Annotated in this window: 18 protein-coding genes and 3 pseudogenes; 11 read left to right on the top strand and 10 right to left on the bottom strand. The window is 68.8% G+C overall.

Features of this window, described 5'->3' with window-relative positions; all coding sequences use genetic code 11:
* Window positions 1–233: 233 nt before the first annotated feature.
* The 3 genes and pseudogenes from JOL79_RS30060 (at window position 234) to JOL79_RS30045 (ending at window position 1,913) form a co-directional block, all read left to right on the top strand.
* Window positions 234–683 (top strand): VOC family protein, encoded by a 450-nt coding sequence (locus JOL79_RS30060; RefSeq protein WP_230985724.1) that lies wholly within the window; start codon window positions 234–236, stop codon window positions 681–683.
* Window positions 684–755: 72 nt separating this feature from the next.
* Window positions 756–1,216: pseudogene (locus JOL79_RS35995) on the top strand (DUF4158 domain-containing protein); the annotation flags it as partial.
* A gap of 142 nt (window positions 1,217–1,358) precedes the next feature.
* The gene (locus tag JOL79_RS30045) at window positions 1,359–1,913 is read left to right on the top strand and encodes a hypothetical protein (RefSeq protein WP_210159285.1); all 555 of its coding nucleotides are present in this window, start codon (window positions 1,359–1,361) and stop codon (window positions 1,911–1,913) included.
* An 82-nt stretch (window positions 1,914–1,995) separates the two neighbouring features.
* Here JOL79_RS30045 and JOL79_RS30040 read toward each other — a convergent pair whose 3' ends face one another.
* Both JOL79_RS30040 and JOL79_RS30035 read right to left on the bottom strand, forming a co-directional pair.
* On the bottom strand, window positions 1,996–2,430 hold the full coding sequence (locus JOL79_RS30040; RefSeq protein WP_210159284.1) for a VOC family protein: 435 nt from the start codon (window positions 2,428–2,430) through the stop codon (window positions 1,996–1,998).
* 749 nt (window positions 2,431–3,179) lie between these two features.
* Window positions 3,180–4,049, bottom strand: coding sequence for a helix-turn-helix transcriptional regulator (locus JOL79_RS30035; RefSeq protein WP_210159283.1), 870 nt, complete (start codon window positions 4,047–4,049; stop codon window positions 3,180–3,182).
* 114 nt (window positions 4,050–4,163) lie between these two features.
* Here JOL79_RS30035 and JOL79_RS30030 point away from each other — a divergent pair, with 114 nt between their 5' ends.
* Window positions 4,164–4,862: an SDR family NAD(P)-dependent oxidoreductase gene (locus tag JOL79_RS30030; protein WP_210159282.1), complete on the top strand. Its 699-nt coding sequence runs from the start codon at window positions 4,164–4,166 to the stop codon at window positions 4,860–4,862.
* 83 nt (window positions 4,863–4,945) lie between these two features.
* Here JOL79_RS30030 and JOL79_RS34670 read toward each other — a convergent pair.
* From JOL79_RS34670 to JOL79_RS30020, 3 genes and pseudogenes are all read right to left on the bottom strand, one after another.
* Window positions 4,946–5,077, bottom strand: a pseudogene (locus JOL79_RS34670) (recombinase family protein); the annotation flags it as partial.
* A gap of 20 nt (window positions 5,078–5,097) precedes the next feature.
* On the bottom strand, window positions 5,098–6,084 hold the full coding sequence (locus tag JOL79_RS30025; RefSeq protein WP_210159281.1) for an alpha/beta fold hydrolase: 987 nt from the start codon (window positions 6,082–6,084) through the stop codon (window positions 5,098–5,100).
* Between the two features lie 407 nt (window positions 6,085–6,491).
* A pseudogene (locus JOL79_RS30020) lies at window positions 6,492–6,844 on the bottom strand (Tn3 family transposase); the annotation flags it as partial.
* A 197-nt stretch (window positions 6,845–7,041) separates the two neighbouring features.
* Here JOL79_RS30020 and JOL79_RS35910 point away from each other — a divergent pair.
* Window positions 7,042–7,383 (top strand): transposase, encoded by a 342-nt coding sequence (locus JOL79_RS35910; protein WP_372446821.1) that lies wholly within the window; start codon window positions 7,042–7,044, stop codon window positions 7,381–7,383.
* 270 nt (window positions 7,384–7,653) lie between these two features.
* Here the strand turns inward: JOL79_RS35910 and JOL79_RS30005 are convergent, their stop codons facing one another.
* Window positions 7,654–8,076, bottom strand: a complete 423-nt coding sequence (locus JOL79_RS30005) for a MerR family transcriptional regulator (RefSeq protein WP_269143969.1) — start codon at window positions 8,074–8,076, stop codon at window positions 7,654–7,656.
* Here JOL79_RS30005 and JOL79_RS30000 point away from each other — a divergent pair.
* The gene (locus JOL79_RS30000; RefSeq protein ID WP_210159277.1) at window positions 8,075–8,785 is read left to right on the top strand and encodes an SDR family oxidoreductase; all 711 of its coding nucleotides are present in this window, start codon (window positions 8,075–8,077) and stop codon (window positions 8,783–8,785) included. The two genes, JOL79_RS30005 and JOL79_RS30000, sit on opposite strands and share 2 nt — an antisense overlap.
* 354 nt (window positions 8,786–9,139) lie before the next feature.
* On the opposite strand, the gene JOL79_RS29995 is transcribed toward JOL79_RS30000, so the two are convergent.
* Complete coding sequence (locus JOL79_RS29995; RefSeq protein ID WP_210159276.1) at window positions 9,140–9,847, bottom strand: SDR family oxidoreductase; 708 nt, start codon at window positions 9,845–9,847, stop codon at window positions 9,140–9,142.
* Window positions 9,848–9,908: 61 nt separating this feature from the next.
* Here JOL79_RS29995 and JOL79_RS29990 point away from each other — a divergent pair, with 61 nt between their 5' ends.
* Window positions 9,909–10,280: a MerR family transcriptional regulator gene (locus tag JOL79_RS29990; protein ID WP_210159275.1), complete on the top strand. Its 372-nt coding sequence runs from the start codon at window positions 9,909–9,911 to the stop codon at window positions 10,278–10,280.
* Window positions 10,281–10,490: 210 nt separating this feature from the next.
* Here the strand turns inward: JOL79_RS29990 and JOL79_RS29985 are convergent, their stop codons facing one another.
* Together JOL79_RS29985 and JOL79_RS29980 are read right to left on the bottom strand one after the other, a co-directional pair.
* Entirely contained in the window at window positions 10,491–10,910 is a 420-nt protein-coding gene (locus tag JOL79_RS29985; protein WP_210159274.1) for a hypothetical protein, read from the bottom strand.
* Window positions 10,911–11,382: 472 nt separating this feature from the next.
* A complete protein-coding gene (locus JOL79_RS29980) occupies window positions 11,383–11,757 on the bottom strand; it encodes a hypothetical protein (protein ID WP_210159273.1) in 375 nt (124 codons plus the stop codon).
* 109 nt (window positions 11,758–11,866) lie between these two features.
* On the opposite strand from JOL79_RS29980, the gene JOL79_RS29975 reads away from it, so the two are divergent.
* Window positions 11,867–12,502, top strand: coding sequence for a TetR/AcrR family transcriptional regulator (locus JOL79_RS29975; RefSeq protein ID WP_210159272.1), 636 nt, complete (start codon window positions 11,867–11,869; stop codon window positions 12,500–12,502).
* A gap of 462 nt (window positions 12,503–12,964) precedes the next feature.
* Complete coding sequence (locus JOL79_RS29970) at window positions 12,965–14,188, top strand: coiled-coil domain-containing protein (RefSeq protein WP_210159271.1); 1,224 nt, start codon at window positions 12,965–12,967, stop codon at window positions 14,186–14,188.
* A 25-nt stretch (window positions 14,189–14,213) separates the two neighbouring features.
* On the opposite strand, the gene JOL79_RS29965 is transcribed toward JOL79_RS29970, so the two are convergent.
* Window positions 14,214–15,146, bottom strand: coding sequence for a quinone oxidoreductase family protein (locus tag JOL79_RS29965; RefSeq protein WP_210159270.1), 933 nt, complete (start codon window positions 15,144–15,146; stop codon window positions 14,214–14,216).
* 109 nt (window positions 15,147–15,255) lie between these two features.
* Between JOL79_RS29965 and JOL79_RS29960 the strand changes: the two genes are divergently transcribed.
* Window positions 15,256–15,699, top strand: coding sequence for a MarR family winged helix-turn-helix transcriptional regulator (locus JOL79_RS29960; RefSeq protein ID WP_210159269.1), 444 nt, complete (start codon window positions 15,256–15,258; stop codon window positions 15,697–15,699).
* A 142-nt stretch (window positions 15,700–15,841) separates the two neighbouring features.
* Window positions 15,842–16,543, top strand: coding sequence for a Clp protease N-terminal domain-containing protein (locus JOL79_RS29955; RefSeq protein ID WP_210159268.1), 702 nt, complete (start codon window positions 15,842–15,844; stop codon window positions 16,541–16,543).
* The last annotated feature ends 21 nt before the right edge of the window (window positions 16,544–16,564 follow it).

Genomic DNA, 16,564 nt, shown 5'->3' with positions numbered 1-16,564 from the left:
AGCGGCCAGGCTCTCCTCCACCACGTGGAGTCATACCGGGGACTCGCCGACGACGACTTCGCAGCCCTCGACCAATGGCTTCGAGCTCTGTGAATCACACGCAATCCACAGGATTTGACAATTGCTCGCCATGCATTCGGGTGTGCCGTGATCGTGAAGTAAGTGGAAAACCAGGCGCCCCTCGTCCGGACCGCGAGCCAACATTGTCGGACGGGTCCGGCAGGATGGCTGCCATGGTTTCCTATCAGCTGGTCATTGACTGTGCGGCACCTGAGCGGATGGCCCGGTTCTGGGCGGGCGCGCTGCGATACACGGTGGAGCCGCCGCCCGGTGGATTCGACACGTGGCGGGATTACTGGCGCAGCATCGGAGTGCCCGAGGACGAGCTGGGCGAGGGAGACGGCAGCGACAGCATCGTCGATCCCGAGGGGCACGGACCGAGGATCTGGTTTCAGCAGGTGCCTGAGGGCAAGGTGGTCAAGAACCGGTTCCATCTGGATGTGAAGGTGGGCGGCAAGCGGGAGGACGTACCACTGGAGACCCGGAAAGCGCGGGTGGATGGCGAGGTGGAGCGGCTTGTCCAGGCGGGAGCGTCCGTCGTGCGGGTGCTGTCGCAGTCCGGGCTTGATCACTATGCGGTGGCGATGGTGGATCCCGAAGGGAACGAGTTCGACGTGGTCTAGCACAGGTGGCAGGCCCGCCGGCGAGGTGCGACGGAAGATCCCTGAGCTCCGGGCGCCGATAGCTTCACGCTCATGTCAGTGGAGTTCCTGACCGACGAACAGGCGGCGTCGTACGGCAAGTTCAACGAGGAGCCGACCCGGCCGGAGCTGGAGCGGATCTTCTTCGTGGACGACGAGGACCGCAAACTGATCGCGAAACCGCGCGGGGATCACAGCCGACTCGGTTTCGCTCTCCAGATGTGCACCCTGCGCTACATCGGCCGGTTCCTCCCGGACGACCCGCTGGACGTGCCATGGGTCGTGGTCGAGCACCTGGCCACGCAGCTCGGCATCGAGGACTCTCGTGCGTGAAGCGGTACACCGAGCGCAAGCCGACGGCGTACGAGCACGCGTGGGAGACCCGGGACGCCTACGAGTACCACGAGTTCGAGGATGCGGAGTGGTCGCGGCGGTTCAGCACGTTCCTGCATGTGCGGGCGTGGACGCACGCCGAGGGGCCGGTGGCACTGTTCAACCAGGCGGTGGGCCGGCTGCGCCGTCAACGGGTACTGCTACCCAGGATGTCGGTGGTTGCCCGGCAGGTGTCGGAGGCGCGGAAGGTCGCGGAGAAGCGGCTACACACCACGATCGCGAGGGCCGCGCGGCGGACGGACCCGGCGGCTGCCCGGCGACTTGGTGGCGACGCTGAAGACGGCGGAGGGCTCCCGGTTCTCGGAGCTGGAGCGGCTGCGTACTCCGCCGACGAAGTCGACGGGTACGGCGGTGGTGCACCAGATGGAGGCGCAGGCGGTCGACGACGCGCTCGACCTGTTTGCGGTGCTGATGGCGAACTGGCTGATCAGCCCGGCCCGGCGGGCGTCGGACCGGGAACGGCTGGCGATGCTGCCGCAGTTGGAGAAGGCGGCCCGCGTCCTGGCGAAGGCGTCGAAGATCCTCACCGAGGAGCTGGACCTGGCCACCGAGCACGACGCGGACCTGGACGTCGCCGCATCGTGGGCGGCGGTGGAGGAGGCCGTGCCGCGTACGACGGTCTCCTCGGCGGTGGCTACCGTGGAGGCCCTGGTGCCGGAGGACGACGGGTCGGCGGAGGCGGCGATGCTGGAGAAGCTGGCCCTGCGCTACAACACCGTGCGCCCCGCTTCTCTCCCTGCTGGGCGAGTCGGACGCGAGGGACTTCGCGAACTCGGCGAGATCCCCGATCTTCCCGAGATCAACAGCGGCGCGGTGTGAAGGGAGAGCTGACGGACAGCCTTCCCCGTGGGAGCAGATCAGGGAGTCAGGTCTGTGTCGCGTTCAACGAGGTAGACGTTCGTCAGCTCAGGCAGAACTCGTTGCCCTCGATGTCCTGCATCACGAGGCACGACTCGTTTTCTTCATCGGCGGGCAGGAGCCGCACGCGTTTCGCGCCGAGAGGGATCAATCGTGCGCATTCGGCCTCGAGGGTTGCCAGTCGCTCTGCACCGACGAGTCCGGTGCCGACCCGCACGTCAAGGTGCAGCCGATTCTTGGCGACCTTGCCTTCGGGGACGCGCTGGAAGTACAGCCGCGGACCGACACCCGAGGGGTCGCTGCATGCGAACCATGAGTCCCGCTGCTCGGGCGGCAGCGTGCGATTGAAGTCGTCCCAACTGGCGAACCCCTCAGGCGGTGCCGGCGCGACATACCCCAACACCTCGCACCAGAAGCGACCGACACGTTCAGGTGAAGCGCAATCGAAGGCGACTTGAATCTGCCTAACGGATGCCATGGGAGAATCCTCCCATAGATCACCACGCATACCGTAATCGCCCACCGTGCACCCCGGCCGGATTGGCGAAGTCCTAAAAAGATCCACAGCTCCAGCCTGAACGCCTCGCCCGCCGAAGGTTGCGGAATAACCTTCGTTATCTGGCAAGACCAAGATCAAAGGCCATGGTGAGCAGGAATCATCCCTCCATGATGGGCCCGTTCGATTCCCAGTTATCTGGCAACTCGGCGCACGGGAGGGTGAAGACGCCGTGTTCCCGGGACCGGAGGCGCCGAGGAGGCCGGGGTCCTTCCAGCGGTGCAGCGGCACGGGGATCACTGTGCGTTTCCGTTCCGGGCCTGTGAGAGCAGCTGGGCCACGACGTCATCGGTGCCGTGCTGAGCCTGGCGGGCCAGGTCGTCCAGCACGGAGCCTCCGCCAACTTGAAACCGCAGTTCAAAGAGCTGGCCACCGGTTCTTGGGGTGCTCACGCTGGTCGTGGGCGACACTCTGCGAAGTAAATCATCTGTCGGCGGTTGACTTCGAGGTTCGTCAGAACGAGCAGGGCGCGCAAGAGGTGGGTGGCGCGGGCGGGCTCGGTGCGGAGTTTGGTGAGGGTCCGCCAGTTCTTGACGTTCTTTGGTTCTCGTCACAACAGTTCCAACGGCCGCCGGGGGCACGCCGGTTACGCCCGCACCCCATCGCTCCGGGCGCTGGCGTGCCTGGTCGCAGGGACTGTGAGGCGTCGGTCGGCCGACGCGCGGGGCGGATCAGTTGCGCGTGCCGGCCGGTGGGCCGACGACGGTGGTGAGCTGGAGTTTGGTCTCGTCCTCGCTGCCCGGCGCGGCGGTCATGATGACGATCTTGAGCTCGGTGTCGCCGTCGGTCAGGACATCGCAGTCCACCGTGACTGGGCCCACCGACGGGTGGTCGACCGTCTTGTGGACCTCGCGGTTCGCGGTCACCTCTCCCGTCGCCCACAGCTCGGCGAACCTCTCGTTGCCTGCGTTCAGGTCGCGGACCAGCGCGGCCAGGCGGCTGTCCCGGGGGAAGCGGCCGGTGGCGCGGCGCAGGTCGGAGACGACGGCGGCGTCGGTGGTGTCGCGGTCCGCCTCGGTGACCGGCCACAGCGCGAGGGGGGCGTGATCGGCGCCCACCGGGAACCTGTCGCGGGCGAAGTTGCGCATCCGCGGCGGCGAGGCCAAGGGGTCGCCCAGCAGGGCGGCCCACCCATGGTTCCACCACACCAGTTGCCAGTCCGCCGCGAATACGGCAACCGGTACGTCTCCGAGGCGGACGAGCACCCGTTGCACGCCGGGCGGAAGATGGTCACAGATCGTACCGTCCGCCGGCGGCACGATCCGGGCCAGCCGGTAGAGGTGGTCCCGCTCGGCGGTGGACAGCTGAAGGGCGCGCGCCAGGGACGCCACCACCGACTCCGAGGGTGTCGTGGCCCGCCCCTGCTCCAGGCGCACGACGTAGTCGACCGACACTCCGGCCAGGTCGGCCAGTTCCTCGCGCCGCAGCCCGACAGCCCGGCGCTTGCGGACGACCGGCAGCCCGGCGGCCGACGGGGGCAGCCGGTCCCGCCACGTGCGGATCATCGCGCCCAGTCCGGCCCCGGGGGGTGTCGTCGTCATGCCCTCCATCCTCCTGCATCCCCGATCGCATGCGGGGGCGCGAGGGTGGTACTGGTCTTCCTACCGTCGAAGCGTCCCTGGTTCGGCTCCCTCGTCAAGGCAACCATCGAAGGCATGACAATCACTTTCATCACCGGAGCCAACAAGGGCATCGGCCGCGAGACCGCCCGCCGCCTTATCGCGTGCGGTCACACCGTTCTCCTGGGAGCCCGCGACCGTGAGCGGGGTGAGGAGGCAGCCGCCGCGCTGGGCGCACGCTTCGTCCCCATCGACGTGACCGACGACGCGTCCGTGGCCGCCGCCGCCGCGGACGTCGCCGAGCACGAGGGCAGGATCGATGTCCTGATCAACAACGCGGGGGTACAGGGTCCCTTCGGTGATCCCGGCGACCTCACCGCCGCCGACGCCCGCGCCGTCCTCGACGTCAACGTCATCGGCGTCGTCCGCACCACCACCGCGTTCCTGCCGCTGCTGCGCCGCTCGGACGACCCCGTGATCATCAACGTCAGCAGTGGCATGGGCTCCCTCACCTTCACCCACGACCCCGGCCGGTCCGAGTCGCACGTCGTCGCGCCGCTGTACGCCTCCTCGAAGGCGGCGCTGACGATGTTGACCACGCAGTACGCCAAAGGGCTCAAGGGCATTCGCGTCAACGCCGCCGACCCCGGCTACACCGCGACCGACATGAACGGTCACAGCGGCTCCCAGACCCTCACCGAGGGCACGGACGCGATCGTCGCCCTCGCCACCGAGGAGCCCGGCGCCCGCACCGGACGCTTCATCGACCGCCATGGCGAGATCGCCTGGTCTTGAGACCGCCGGTGCCGGGTCACCGGCCCCTTGTCAGCGGCGGTCTGCTGGCCCTCCAGGGTCTTCTCTCGGATGTAGTTACGGTCGAACTGGGCGGCGACGGCGAGCACGGCGAAGAACATCGCGCCCATGCCGTTGGGGTCGTAGATGCCGGTGAGCGGGCCGGTGAGGAGTTCGAGCTGGACGCCGGCGTCCTGAAGCTGGCCGGAGAGGGTCATCAGCTCGGGGGCGTTGCGGTTCAACCCGTGAGGGTGTTGAGCCAGCCGGTCAGCAGACGGTTGATCTCCTCGGGGCGTTCCTGCTGGATCCAGTGGCCGCAGCCCTCTACGAGGTGGGAGGCGGTCAGGCCGGGGAGGGTGGTGGGGAAGGCGTCGATAGCGTCGGACATCCAGGTGGTGGAGGCGTCCAGGGCGCCGCCGATGAAGAGGGACGGCTGCTTGATCGGGGCTCCGCGGTGGGGGGCGAGGTCCTCCCAGTCGCGGTCCACGTTGCGGTAGCGGTTGAGGGCGCCCGTCAGACCCGTGCGCTCGAACTCTCCGGCGTAAACGTCGAGGTCGTCCTCGGCCAGCCAGGCCGGGAGGATGCCGGCGGGAAAACGGTCACGCAGCTGGCCGCCGTGGGCGACGAAGTGCGGGTCGGGCTCGCCCTGGGCGGGCATGGTGTCGGCGGACAGGGCGGCGTAGAAGCCCGCGAGCCAGCCCCGCACGTCAGGCTCGATCTCCGTCTCGGCGCGGCCGGGCTCCTGGAAGTAGGAGACGTAGAACTCCTGCTCGGGGCCACCGATCTGGCCGAAGATGTCGGTGGGGCGGGGGCCGCCGGGTGGCGCGTACGGGACGCTCAGCAGGGCGACGGCCCGGAAGACCTCGGGGTGGAGCAGGGCGGAGGTGGCGGCGATGTTGGAGCCCCAATCGTGGCCGACGACCACCGCGTTCTCCTCGCCGAGGGCGTGCACGAGGGCGACGTTGTCCTCCACCAGGTCCAGCATCCGGTAGGCATCGGTCTCCGCAGGCTTGGAGGAGCGGCCGTAGCCGCGCACGTCGAGCGCCACCGCCCGGTAGCCGGCCGCGGCGAGGGCCGGGAGCTGGCAGCGCCAGGAGTACCAGGACTCGGGGAAGCCGTGCACGAGCAGGACCAGCGGGCCGGTGCCCTGCTCGACCAGGTGCAGGCGCCCGGCTGGGGCCTCGACGGTGCGGTGGCGGAGTGCGGCGGACGGCTCGGGCTGCATGGGGTCTTCTCTCGGTTCGCGGGTGGACGCAGGTACGCATCGATCCTGCGGAGCTGCGACCATCCACCGCAATTGCCCTTGCCGTTCTGGCAAACTTGCCGGACAGGATGGTGGAGCGGCACGTCCGGAAGGGGGCAGAGCGGGTCACAGGCGACGACGTGGCCGACACATTGGCGGCGATGGGCCCCCGGCTGCGGGCCGCACGCGAACACCGCGGCTCCACGCTCAATGGCGTCAGCTGCGCGACCGGCATGCCGTCCAGGAGCCGCCCGCGCGGCCCGGTCGAGTACCTGATCATGTTCGGGCCGCAGGGAGAGCGCCTGCGACCGCGCACCCCGCCCGCCCCCGGCCCCAGGCCCGGTAGCAAGCAGCGAACGAACGGCCTGACGTCCCGGCGCCCAGGGGTTGGTGATGAGCGATCCGGCGACCCGGAGCATGTCCGGCCAGTGCGTGGCGATCCTCTTAAGGTTGACCTTGTTGCAGGCGACAGCCTCCAGCGGCCCGTACCCGGCGGCCGGCGTCTCCCCGTCGTCGGGTAGGTCGGCCCGCCAGAACCGCTGGTCTTCCAGGTCCCGGAAGCGCGGGGCGAAGCACAAGCCAAGCATCTTGTACAGGCCGAAGGCCATGTCGGAGTACGAGCCGTTGTCGGTCGCGACCATCTCCGGCTTCACCCGCCGTCGAGGTTCAGCAGGGTGTCCAGGATGTACAGGCTGTCGCGCGGCGTGCCGCGCACCACCATCGCGCCGATCCCCGCCACCTGGCCGCCCCACATCTGGGTCAGCTCGATACAGGCCCTAAGCCGTAGCACCCGCTGGTCCTTACCGGGACTTTTCGTTCGCCTGCCACGCCCCTGGGTCGGCGACGTCCTCGACGCGTACGTCCTGGGCGGCCTACATCGGTTGGCTGTCCGGGCCGACTCCGTGTCGTTCGAGCAGCCGTGGGGCGCGGCCGGTGACGATGTCTGTCAGGGCGTTTTCGTGGGCGCGGATCGTGGGAGACAACAGACGCCGGTTTGATCCGGAGTTCCGAGAAGGAGCGGTACGGATCGTTAAGGAGACCGGCAAGCCCGTCGCGCAGGTCGCGCGGGAGCTGGGGATCAACCCCTACACGCTGCACAACTGGGTGAAGCTCGACCGCGAGCGGGAGGGTGAGAGCGGCACGGTGGGTGCGTCCGAACGGCAGGAGCTGGCTCGGTTGCGCGCGGCAGAAGGCGGCCTGGGAGAAGGACACTCAGGGTTGTCACCTGCGGTGGTGAGGAGACAAGCGGCGGTAACGCGCGGAGCTGGAGATGGAGCGTGATGACGCCTCTAGGTTTGTCAAGCCGCAGATGCCGAAGTCTGCGCTGGTGAGAGTGCTTCCCTGATGATTGGGAAGACTTCCCGGGCGACGTACCGTTTCGACAAGTACGGCCGGTACACGACCATCGTCGAACACGTTCTGACCGATCGCGCCGCGAGTCCACCCTCCGCCTCGAACCACGCTGACACCCGCTCTTCCCTCAGGGGAGATCCGCTCATGCCACCCACAACCACAGACAGCTGAGCACAGAGCTGGATCGCGGGCATACGCTCATACGTAGTCGCACTCCGGATTCGGCCTCGACGTCGCGTCGATGATGTCGTTGAGCCTGTCCCGGGCGATGATCAGCTCGGCGATCTGCGTGTTGATCCGGTCCCGCTCCGCCGCCAGCCGTTCCCGCGATTCCGGCGTGCTCACCTTGGCGTCGACGCACGGCAGGAGCTCCGCGATCGTCTTGCTGGACAGTCCCGCGCCGTACAACTGCTGAATCAGCCGCACGCGGTTGACCGCCGCGTTTTCATAGAGCCGCTGCCCGCTTTCACTACGCGTCGAGGCCAGCAACCCCTGCTCCTCGTAGTACCGGAGCGCCCGCACACTCACGCGCGTCATGCTCGCCAGGTCCCCGATCCGCACAGTGATCCACCTCACAACACTTGCCTCTGACGTCAACGTGAGGTCGTAGCGTAGCGGCATGCAGATCAACGGCACAAAAGCCCTCGTGACCGGCGCCAATCGCGGACTCGGCAAGGCGTTCGCCGAGGCTCTCCTCGCCCGCGGCGCCACCACTGTCTACGCCACCGCCCGCCGCCCCGACCACATCAACATCCCCGGCGTCGTGCCCCTCCAGCTGGACATCACGGATCCGACGTCCATCGAAGCCGCGGCCACCGAGGTAGGCGAGCTCGACATCCTCATCAACAACGCCGGCATCTCAACAGACGCCCCCTTGCTCGGCCCCTCCACGGAAAACGTCCGGCGCGAGTTCGAGACCAACTTCTGGGGCACCCTCAACGTCACCCGGGCCTTCGCCCCCAGACTTGCCGGCGGCGCGATCCTCAACGTCATCTCGGCGCTGAGCTGGTACACCTTCGCCCCCGCCAGCAACGGCTACGCCGCCTCAAAAGCGGCGGAATGGTCGCTCACCAACGGCGTCAGACTTGAACTGGCCGACCAGAAAACCCAGGTCACCGCCTTGGCCCTGGCGATAGCCGACACCGACATGATGGCCGCCTACGACATCCCCAAACTCCCACCCCACGAGGTGGTCACCATGGCCCTGGACGGTCTGGAAGCGGGCAAACTCGAAGTGATCGCCGACACTCCCACCGCCAACGTCAAGGCCTCCCTCTCGCGCGACCCCGCCCTCTTCTATGCTGACATCGCCACCTCCCTCTTCGGCTGACACTTCCCTCTGAACTTCGGCAGTCTCCGGAGAGGATGCCGATTTCCCAGCCAAGGCAGGGTCATCGCGGAGCCCGGGCGCCCGTCGAGGGGCCCTGATGCACGCGGCCTCGTCGAGGGTCTCGAAATCGATCTCGGCCAGGGCGGCGTCGAAGGCGGCGGGTCTGATGGCCAGGTCGTCGGTGGGGTAGATCCCGAACCGGTTGATGTACTCGGTGAGGTAGGGCGACAGCTGCGCCAGCAGCTCGGCGGTGACCTCAACGCCGCATCCGGAGGTCGCCCGGCAGGTCGGCGCGGATGGCCTGGAGTCGTACGGCAACCACCGCCGCTCCTCAACGAAAGCCCTGGACTGCGGTCAGGAATTCAGCAACTGCTGAAACTGCTTGTCGAACTCCCGAGGGTCGCGGCTCAACGATGCCTTGACCATTTCGGTGAACTCATCGACTACCACCTCGACGGCGTCGGCCTCGACGCCGTCGAGGGTGATTCGGGCGACATCGGCTGGGGCCATCTTGGGCACGTCAAGACCCTTCGTCATGTCGGTGTCAGCCGCCCCGAGATGCACCGAGGTGACGAGCGTGCCCTGACTGGCCATCTCCTGGCGCAGCGCTTGGCTCATGCTCCAGACGGCTGCCTTCGAGACCGCGTAGGCGCTGCTGCCGGGGAAGACGAACCATGATGCCGAAGAAGCTATGTTCACGATCGCGCCCCCGCCGTTCGCTGCAAGGACCGGTGCGAAGGCGCGGGCCATCGACAGCGTGCCCCAGAAGTTCACGTCCAGCGCAGCATGGACCGCCTGCAGGTCGCCGAGCAGGGTACCGCCTCCGATGCCGGCATTGTTGACCAGCAGGTTCACATCGCTCGCCGTGCGGGCTGCGGCTGTGATGGCGTCCGGGTCGGAGATGTCCAGGGCGAGGACCTCGACGCCGTCGAGATCGATGGACTCGACACGACGGGCGGTCGCGTAGACCTTCGCGCCTCGCTCGACGAGCTGGGCAGCGAGGTGGCGGCCGATGCCGCGGTTGGCTCCGGTGACGAGCGCAGTGGCTCCCTTGATGTTCATAAGACGTACGCTAGAACCTCACGTCAACGTGAGGATCAAGTCCGGAGTGACGGGAGGTGTCATGCGTATCGGAAAGGTAGCCGAACGCGCTGGAGTCAGCGTCCGTGCGCTGAGGTACTACGAAGAGCAGGGGCTCGTCATCGCCGACCGCAGCCCCAGCGGCCACCGGCGGTACCCCGAGTCTGCCGTTGAGCGGGTGAAGTTCATCCAACTCCTCTACGCGGCCGGTCTGGCCAGTAAGGCGATCCGGCAGATCCTTCCGTTCCTGGACACTCTCGTTGCGACCCCGCAGATGACACGCCGACTCATGGACGAGCGTGCCCGTATCAGGGTCCAGATCGACGCCCTTACCAGGGCTCAAGATCGTCTCGACGAGCTGATCCGCCTCTCCGCCGAGTACGAGAACGCCCCGGCTACGTGCTCGGCGACGTAGCCGCATCGCACGCGTTACCTCTGCGGCACTGGCTGCAACGAGAGAAGCTGCTCCGACAATGTCAGTGGGCAGCAACACAAGAACCGTTTCCCAGCCGCATTCATCCCGCCGGGACCATCGCATCTCGACGGCGCCCAAACCGATCCTCAGCGGCGGCCGCTGCCCGGCGCGAGCAGGCTGGTCAGCTCAGAGAGCGCCTCGGGGGAGGGTTTAACGGCGGACGTTCTCCGGCTTCTTGTGCCTCGACTTCGCCATCAGCATCAGCAGGGAGGCACCTTGCTCGCCGAGGTGGGTGAGGGCGGAATGACGGTACTCGTGCACGTCCCAGCCTGTCTCCGGCCCGCGCGCGGCTAGGTCCAGGGCCTCGATGTTCACGCCGAGGATCTCCTCCGCCCGCCCGGCAGTCTCGTAGAGCATCCGCCACAGCGTCTTCTCCCGTAGGTAGACCTCGCGCCGTGCGATGAGCCGGTCCGCTCCCATCTTCAAGCAGGCCGGCGTCTTGGAATCCGGCACCGTCAGCGGCTTCGTCCAGGCCGGGACCGCCGGGCCCTCGTAGCCGTACGACTCGCACCAGCCCAGCCGCGACAGCACCGACGGGCGTTCCAGGTGTTGACCGCCGCAGTGCCCCACAGCAGTTCCAAGGCCTCGCCGATCTCGTCGTCCGCGACCGACCCGAGCGGGGGGCCTCCCCGATCCGCGCCGCGGTCTTGCCGACGCCGGTCGAGTAGCTGCGGACCGTGTTCGGATACCAAGCGTGTCGAGGAAAGCATCGGCCGCCGCGCGGACGGTCAACGCCTTCCCGGCCGGCAACGGCACAACGGTGGGCGCCGCTTCCCCCTTGCCACAGATAACAGGGCCGCTTCACGTACGGCCCGGAGAACGTCACCGCAGGTGACGAATCAAGCTACCGCAGATAATGGGGCATTTACTGCGGCACCATCCTGGCGAGTCATCAGGCGCGCCGTGTCTACGACGCTCGAAAAAACGGGCTCTGGCACCAATTCTGTGATCTTTCGGCGCTCGGCTGCATCCAGTACGTCAACGCCGACGTCGAGGTGGCTGAGCCATCCGGCCGGATGGCTGAGCCACCTCGACGTGGGATTCAATCGCGGGTCATCAGGTAGGCGGCGGTCAGGACGATGGCCAGGCCGCCGTCCCAGGCGATCGTCGAGGCGACCTCCGCCGCGCCGCCGCGCGCCAGGTAGACGGCGGCGGTCAGGGCCAGCGCCGCTTTGTCGGCGATCAGCAGCGCCCACACCGCACCGTGCACCCGGGGCCGCAGCGCCAACAGGACGAACAGCCCGGCGCACAAGAACAGCCCGTACATCCGCCAGGTCTGAACGACCAGCGTCGCGTCACCGGCCTGGGTGACGTCGGAGATGGCCGAGACCGCGGCGGCCAACGCCGACACGGCCGCGAGCCAGGTGAGCACGCGGCCGGCGGCCTGCCATGGGGACGGAACAGCAGCGACGGACATCGAAGCATCCATGACCAACTCCCTTATGCGACACATCGTCGCGTTAGTGGCTAGAATGGCATAACGAGACGCTTGACGCAACGAGTTGTCGCATTAGATTCGAGGAGCCATGTCACAGGCCCGGCCCGGAGGCCGCACCGCACGCACTCGCACGGTCGTGCTCGAAGCGGTCATCGACCAACTGACCGAGACCGGATACGTGGGGCTCAGCGTCGATGCCGTCGCCCGTCGCGCGGGCGTCCACAAGGCGACGCTCTACCGTCGCTGGGGCACCGTCGACGGCCTGCTACTCGACGCGTTGACCCTCTTCGCCGACCGGTCCGTGGCCATACCTGACACCGGCACCCTCGACGGCGACCTGCGCCACATCGCCCGCTCCGCCCTAGCGACCCTCACCGACCGCGCCGGGCAGGCCCTGATCCGCGCGGTGGTGTCGGCCGGCCACGACGACCAGGTCGCCCAGGTCATCCGCGCCTTCTGGACCCGGCACAACACGATGGTCGCCAGTATCGTCCAACGGGCCGCCGACCGTGGCGAACTCCCCGCCGGCACCGATCCCGCCGACGTGTCCCGCGCCATCGGCGCTCCACTGTACATGCGCCTGCTCGTCACCGCCGAGCCCCTCGACACGGCGGCCGCCGATCAGTCCGCGGCGGCCGTGGCCGCCGCCGCCCGCGCCGGCGTCTTCGCCCGTCCCGCGGCTCACGCAGCCGAACCCGCCTCCCGGGACTTCACTGGCGGCTAGCTACGTTAAGGACCGATCCACGGGTCAGGGCTCGACCGGGTCAGGGGTGATCGAGGAGTCGGGATGCTCGGGTCTGGCACCAGTCGCGGACGTGGTGGATGTCGACCAGGTCGCGGCACAGGCGGAACAGCTCCGACACCGTCAGGATGTCGCCGGGGTGGGCGGGGCCGCGAGTTGTCCGAACGCGGGCCGCTCCAGCGCCGAGACCTTGGAGGTGGTCGCCGGGTCCTCGAACCAGCACGCCGTCGGCGGGGCGGAAGCCCTTGGGGCTGGTGCCACATTCGGGGAGCGGAACGCCGAGTCCGGCCGCTTGGTGACCTTGGTCCTGCGCCGGACCTTTCATCGATAACTTGCGAGAATTACACATCTCCCAAGTTATCGCTGGACGACAGTCACGCAACGGATCGTTGTTTCTGAATATGAATTTCCAGAAATCCGAAAATGCGGGCTAGGATCGGCATCATGACGGTCTCCACGACAGACGCGACGGGTGCGGCGAGCACGGCATGCAAGCACTGCGGAGCGCCGATCGAGCGTGCGGCCCGCAGGGGGAGACCGAGGGAGTACTGTCCCGAACGCGACTGCCAGGCCGCGGCCAAGCGCGAGCGGGAGATGCGCCGGGCGACGCCGGGGCTGGAGGGCGCGCTGGCCCGGGTGGAGGATCTCTACGAGCGGATGGAGAAGGGCCTCGCGGCGGCCGTCGAGCCGCTGGCCCGGGTGCTCGCCGAGGAGCTGAGCCCGACGGGGGTGGAGGCGAAGATCAGCGCCATCCAGGCCGAGGCCCACACCAGCGTCGCCATCGCCCGGACGGAGCGTGAGCAGGCGCTGGAACAGGTCCGGCTGGCCAGGGAGGCCACCGAGGAGGCACGCCGCGAGACGGCCGAGGCATGCCGCCGGGCCGACGACGCGTACGGCGAGCGCGACACCGCGTTCGCCGACGCGGAGCGGGCGCGGGAGCAGGCGCTGGCCGCGCTTCGCGAAGCCGCGAGCACCGAGCGCCGGGCCCGGCAGGAGACCACGTCGGCCGTGCAGCGGGCCGAGGCGGCAGAGGCCGCCCGCGAGCAGGCCGTCCGAGAGCTGGCCGAGCGGGTTGACCGTGCTGAGGGCGCGGCCGCGCGGGCCACGGCGGACGCCGTACAGGCGGGGGAGGAGCGCGACCGGGCCCTGGCCGACGCCGCGGCGGCCCGGACCGAGGCGGAACTGGCCCGCCGCGCCCATCGGGAGGCCGAGCGGGCCAGCGCCGCGGCCGTCGCCCGCGCCCAGGCCTCGGAGGCCGAGCGAGACCGGGCGGTGTCACGGGCGGAGGCCGAGCGAGATCGCGCCGTCGCCCTGGCCGGCGAGGAACGGGACCGCGCGCTGGGCCGCGCCACCGCGGCCGAGACCGCGCGGGCGGAGGCCGTCGCCGATGGTGCGGGGGCCAGAGCCGAGGCGGCCCGCGCTGAGGCGCGCGTCGAGGCGGCTGCGGAGGAGACGGCGCGCGCCCGGGAGGAGGCAAGAACCGCCGCGGCGGACCGAGACCGCGCCCGGGGCGAGCTGGCTCTGGAACGGGCCCTGCTCGCCGACCTGCGCGCCCAGCTCGACGTGGCACGCACCGAGGCGGCGCAGCTACGCGAACGTGCCGTCGCCGCCGAGCTCAGAGCGCCGGTCACGGCACACGACGATCCGCGAGCTGGTGGAACGCCTTGACGGCCCCTCTTGCCAGTCGCTTGTCCTAGCTAGCCTCGGGGAGTAGAACGACCTTGCCGAGGTTGCGGCGGGATTCGATGAGCTCGTGGGCGCGCGCCGCCTCAGCGAGCGGGATTTCAGCGGATACGCGGGGGCGCAGCGTGTTGTCGCGGTGGAGCTCCCACAGGTCGTCGAGCCAGCGCGCATACACCTCGGGCTTGCCCCGGGCGATGGCCGCCATCTGGAAACCGATGACCGAGGCGCCCCGGACCAGCAGCTCATACGCGTCGATCGTGCCGCCGCCCGAGCTGAAGGCGACCAAACGGCCGCCGGGGGCCAGGGCTCGCACCGCGGGGCCGAGGACTTCTCCGCCGACCCCGTCGATGACGATGTCGACCGGATCGCCCCAGGATTCGTCCCCGTAGAGCACGACCTCGTCGGCGCCGAGGGCGCGGACGAACTCCGCCTTGTCCGCGCTGCTGATGGCCGCGACTACGCGGGAGGCCCCGCCTGCCTTCGCGTACTGCAGGGCGAGGGTGCCGACCGCACTGGCCGCCGCGGTGACCAGGACGGCGTCGCCGGGGTTGGGGCGGGCGGCCTCGTAGGCGCCGCGCGCCACCAGGCCACTGCGGACCAAGGCCACGGCATCGACGGCGGTCGCCCGGTCGGGAATGCGGGAGGCCATCGTGTGGTGGAGGAGGGCCAGTTCGGCGTAGGCGTGAGAGAAGCAGAGGCCGGTGACGCGGTCGCCCACGCCGAAACCGGTGACGCCTTCACCGACGGCGGCGACGGTGCCTGCTATCTCCCCACCGAGAGGGCCGGGCTCGGCGCCCCCGCGCACCTTTCGCACGACGGGCAGCGTGACTCCGACCGCTTCGGTACGGACGAGCAGCTCACCCGGGCCGGGCTCTGGAACGGGGGCCTCCTCGATGAAGAGAACCTCGGGACCGCCGTTGACCTCATAGCGGACACGACGCATGGACACCTCCGGGTGTGACACGGGCTCGAGATCGTTGGAATTCCCAATGGATCGCCAGCGTAGGGCGAAGTCATTGGGAAGTCCAATGACTTCGGGATAGCCTGCCTTCATGACTCCGACCGAAGGCTCGCGCGCCCTGGCGCACATCCAGTCCCTGCCGAGCTGGCTGGCCGGCCGGGTGGCGGCGCGCGGCCGGAGCCTGGTCGCCGAGGCGATCGCCGGGGAAGGGCTGAAGCTTCCGCATCACGCCGTGCTCGCGGCAGTGGCCGAGTACGGACCGGTCGCCCAGGCGGATTTGGTGCGCAAACTGGGCTTCGACGCGAAAGACGTAGTCCTCCTGCTCAACCATCTGGAGGAAGCCGGGCTGGCGCTGCGGGAACCCGATCCGCAGGACCGCCGCAAGAACGCCGTGACGGTGACGCCGGCGGGCGTGCGGACCCTGGAACGGTGCGCGAAGCTGGCGGACCGGGCCAACTCCGAGCTGCTTGCGCCGCTCAGCGCGGCGGAAGCCCGGCAGCTGATGGAGCTGCTGACCCGGGTGCACGAGGCTTAGCACCGCTCTGCACGCCTTTTCGGCTGTCACGATTCGCCACCGGGGAGGGTCTTCCGGCGAAGGCCGGTGGCGTACTGAGCAACCCGGAACGTCCGTCAATTACAGCTTGACGATCTCAGAATCGTCAAGCTACGGTTGACGCATGAGCCCACTCAACATCAGCCTCGCCGACCTGATCGCCCGTCTCGACGAGGAGCTCCCCGACGCAACCAACCTGGCCCGCATCAGCGAGGCGCATCTACGTGCCCAGACTCTGTCCGACCTCGGTGACCAGCTCGTCGACCACTACGTCCGCAAGGCCAAGCAGGCCGGCGCGTCGTGGAGCGAGGTCGGCGACGCCATCGGGGTGTCCAAACAGGCCGTCCAGCAACGCCACGCGCCCAACGCGTTCGAGCGGTTCACCAAGCTGAACCGGCACAGCATCGTGCTGGCGCAGGAGGCCGCCCGAGCGCACAAGCACGACTTCATCGGAACCGAACACATCCTGCTCGGCCTGCTCGGCGAACCCCAGGGCCTGGCGTACGAGGTACTGGTGGCGAAGACCGAGTCGGAGCAGCGCATCCGCGACGCGATCGAGGAAGCGATGCCGCCGGCCGGGCAGAAGGCGCTGCGCGGTCACATCGCGTTCCTGCCGGAGGGCAAGGAGGCCATCGAGCAGGCGTCCCGCGCGTCGGCCGACCTCGGTCACGACTGGGTCGGCACGGAACACACGCTGCTGGGCCTGATCCGCACCGAGGAGAGCCTGGCCGCGCGGATCCTGCGCGACCTCGGCTTCACGTCGGACGAGCTGCACGAGACGGTCAAGGACGAGATCACCAAACGGTCCGCCGCGGGCGACAAGTAGCGACGAGACGATCAGTCGCCA

Origin of the sequence: Microbispora oryzae (assembly GCF_017896165.1) — a bacterium.
GTDB lineage: Bacteria > Actinomycetota > Actinomycetes > Streptosporangiales > Streptosporangiaceae > Microbispora > Microbispora oryzae.
The sequence above is the reverse complement of the archived record's forward strand: the minus strand, read 5'-3'. Positions and strand labels throughout refer to the sequence as shown.

Bases quoted from the DNA above. Each gene is read 5' to 3' on its own strand.
- JOL79_RS30060 (WP_230985724.1), top strand. From the start codon at position 234: ATGGTTTCCTATCAGCTGGTCATTGACTGTGCGGCACCTGAGCGGATG.
- JOL79_RS30040 (WP_210159284.1), bottom strand. From the start codon at position 2,430: ATGGCATCCGTTAGGCAGATTCAAGTCGCCTTCGATTGCGCTTCACCT.
- JOL79_RS30035 (WP_210159283.1), bottom strand. From the start codon at position 4,049: ATGACGACGACACCCCCCGGGGCCGGACTGGGCGCGATGATCCGCACG.
- JOL79_RS30030 (WP_210159282.1), top strand. From the start codon at position 4,164: ATGACAATCACTTTCATCACCGGAGCCAACAAGGGCATCGGCCGCGAG.
- JOL79_RS30025 (WP_210159281.1), bottom strand. From the start codon at position 6,084: ATGCAGCCCGAGCCGTCCGCCGCACTCCGCCACCGCACCGTCGAGGCC.
- JOL79_RS35910 (WP_372446821.1), top strand. From the start codon at position 7,042: ATGTCTGTCAGGGCGTTTTCGTGGGCGCGGATCGTGGGAGACAACAGA.
- JOL79_RS30000 (WP_210159277.1), top strand. From the start codon at position 8,075: ATGCAGATCAACGGCACAAAAGCCCTCGTGACCGGCGCCAATCGCGGA.
- JOL79_RS30005 (WP_269143969.1), bottom strand. From the start codon at position 8,076: ATGCCGCTACGCTACGACCTCACGTTGACGTCAGAGGCAAGTGTTGTG.
- JOL79_RS29995 (WP_210159276.1), bottom strand. From the start codon at position 9,847: ATGAACATCAAGGGAGCCACTGCGCTCGTCACCGGAGCCAACCGCGGC.
- JOL79_RS29990 (WP_210159275.1), top strand. From the start codon at position 9,909: ATGCGTATCGGAAAGGTAGCCGAACGCGCTGGAGTCAGCGTCCGTGCG.
- JOL79_RS29980 (WP_210159273.1), bottom strand. From the start codon at position 11,757: ATGTCCGTCGCTGCTGTTCCGTCCCCATGGCAGGCCGCCGGCCGCGTG.
- JOL79_RS29975 (WP_210159272.1), top strand. From the start codon at position 11,867: ATGTCACAGGCCCGGCCCGGAGGCCGCACCGCACGCACTCGCACGGTC.
- JOL79_RS29970 (WP_210159271.1), top strand. From the start codon at position 12,965: ATGACGGTCTCCACGACAGACGCGACGGGTGCGGCGAGCACGGCATGC.
- JOL79_RS29965 (WP_210159270.1), bottom strand. From the start codon at position 15,146: ATGCGTCGTGTCCGCTATGAGGTCAACGGCGGTCCCGAGGTTCTCTTC.
- JOL79_RS29960 (WP_210159269.1), top strand. From the start codon at position 15,256: ATGACTCCGACCGAAGGCTCGCGCGCCCTGGCGCACATCCAGTCCCTG.
- JOL79_RS29955 (WP_210159268.1), top strand. From the start codon at position 15,842: ATGAGCCCACTCAACATCAGCCTCGCCGACCTGATCGCCCGTCTCGAC.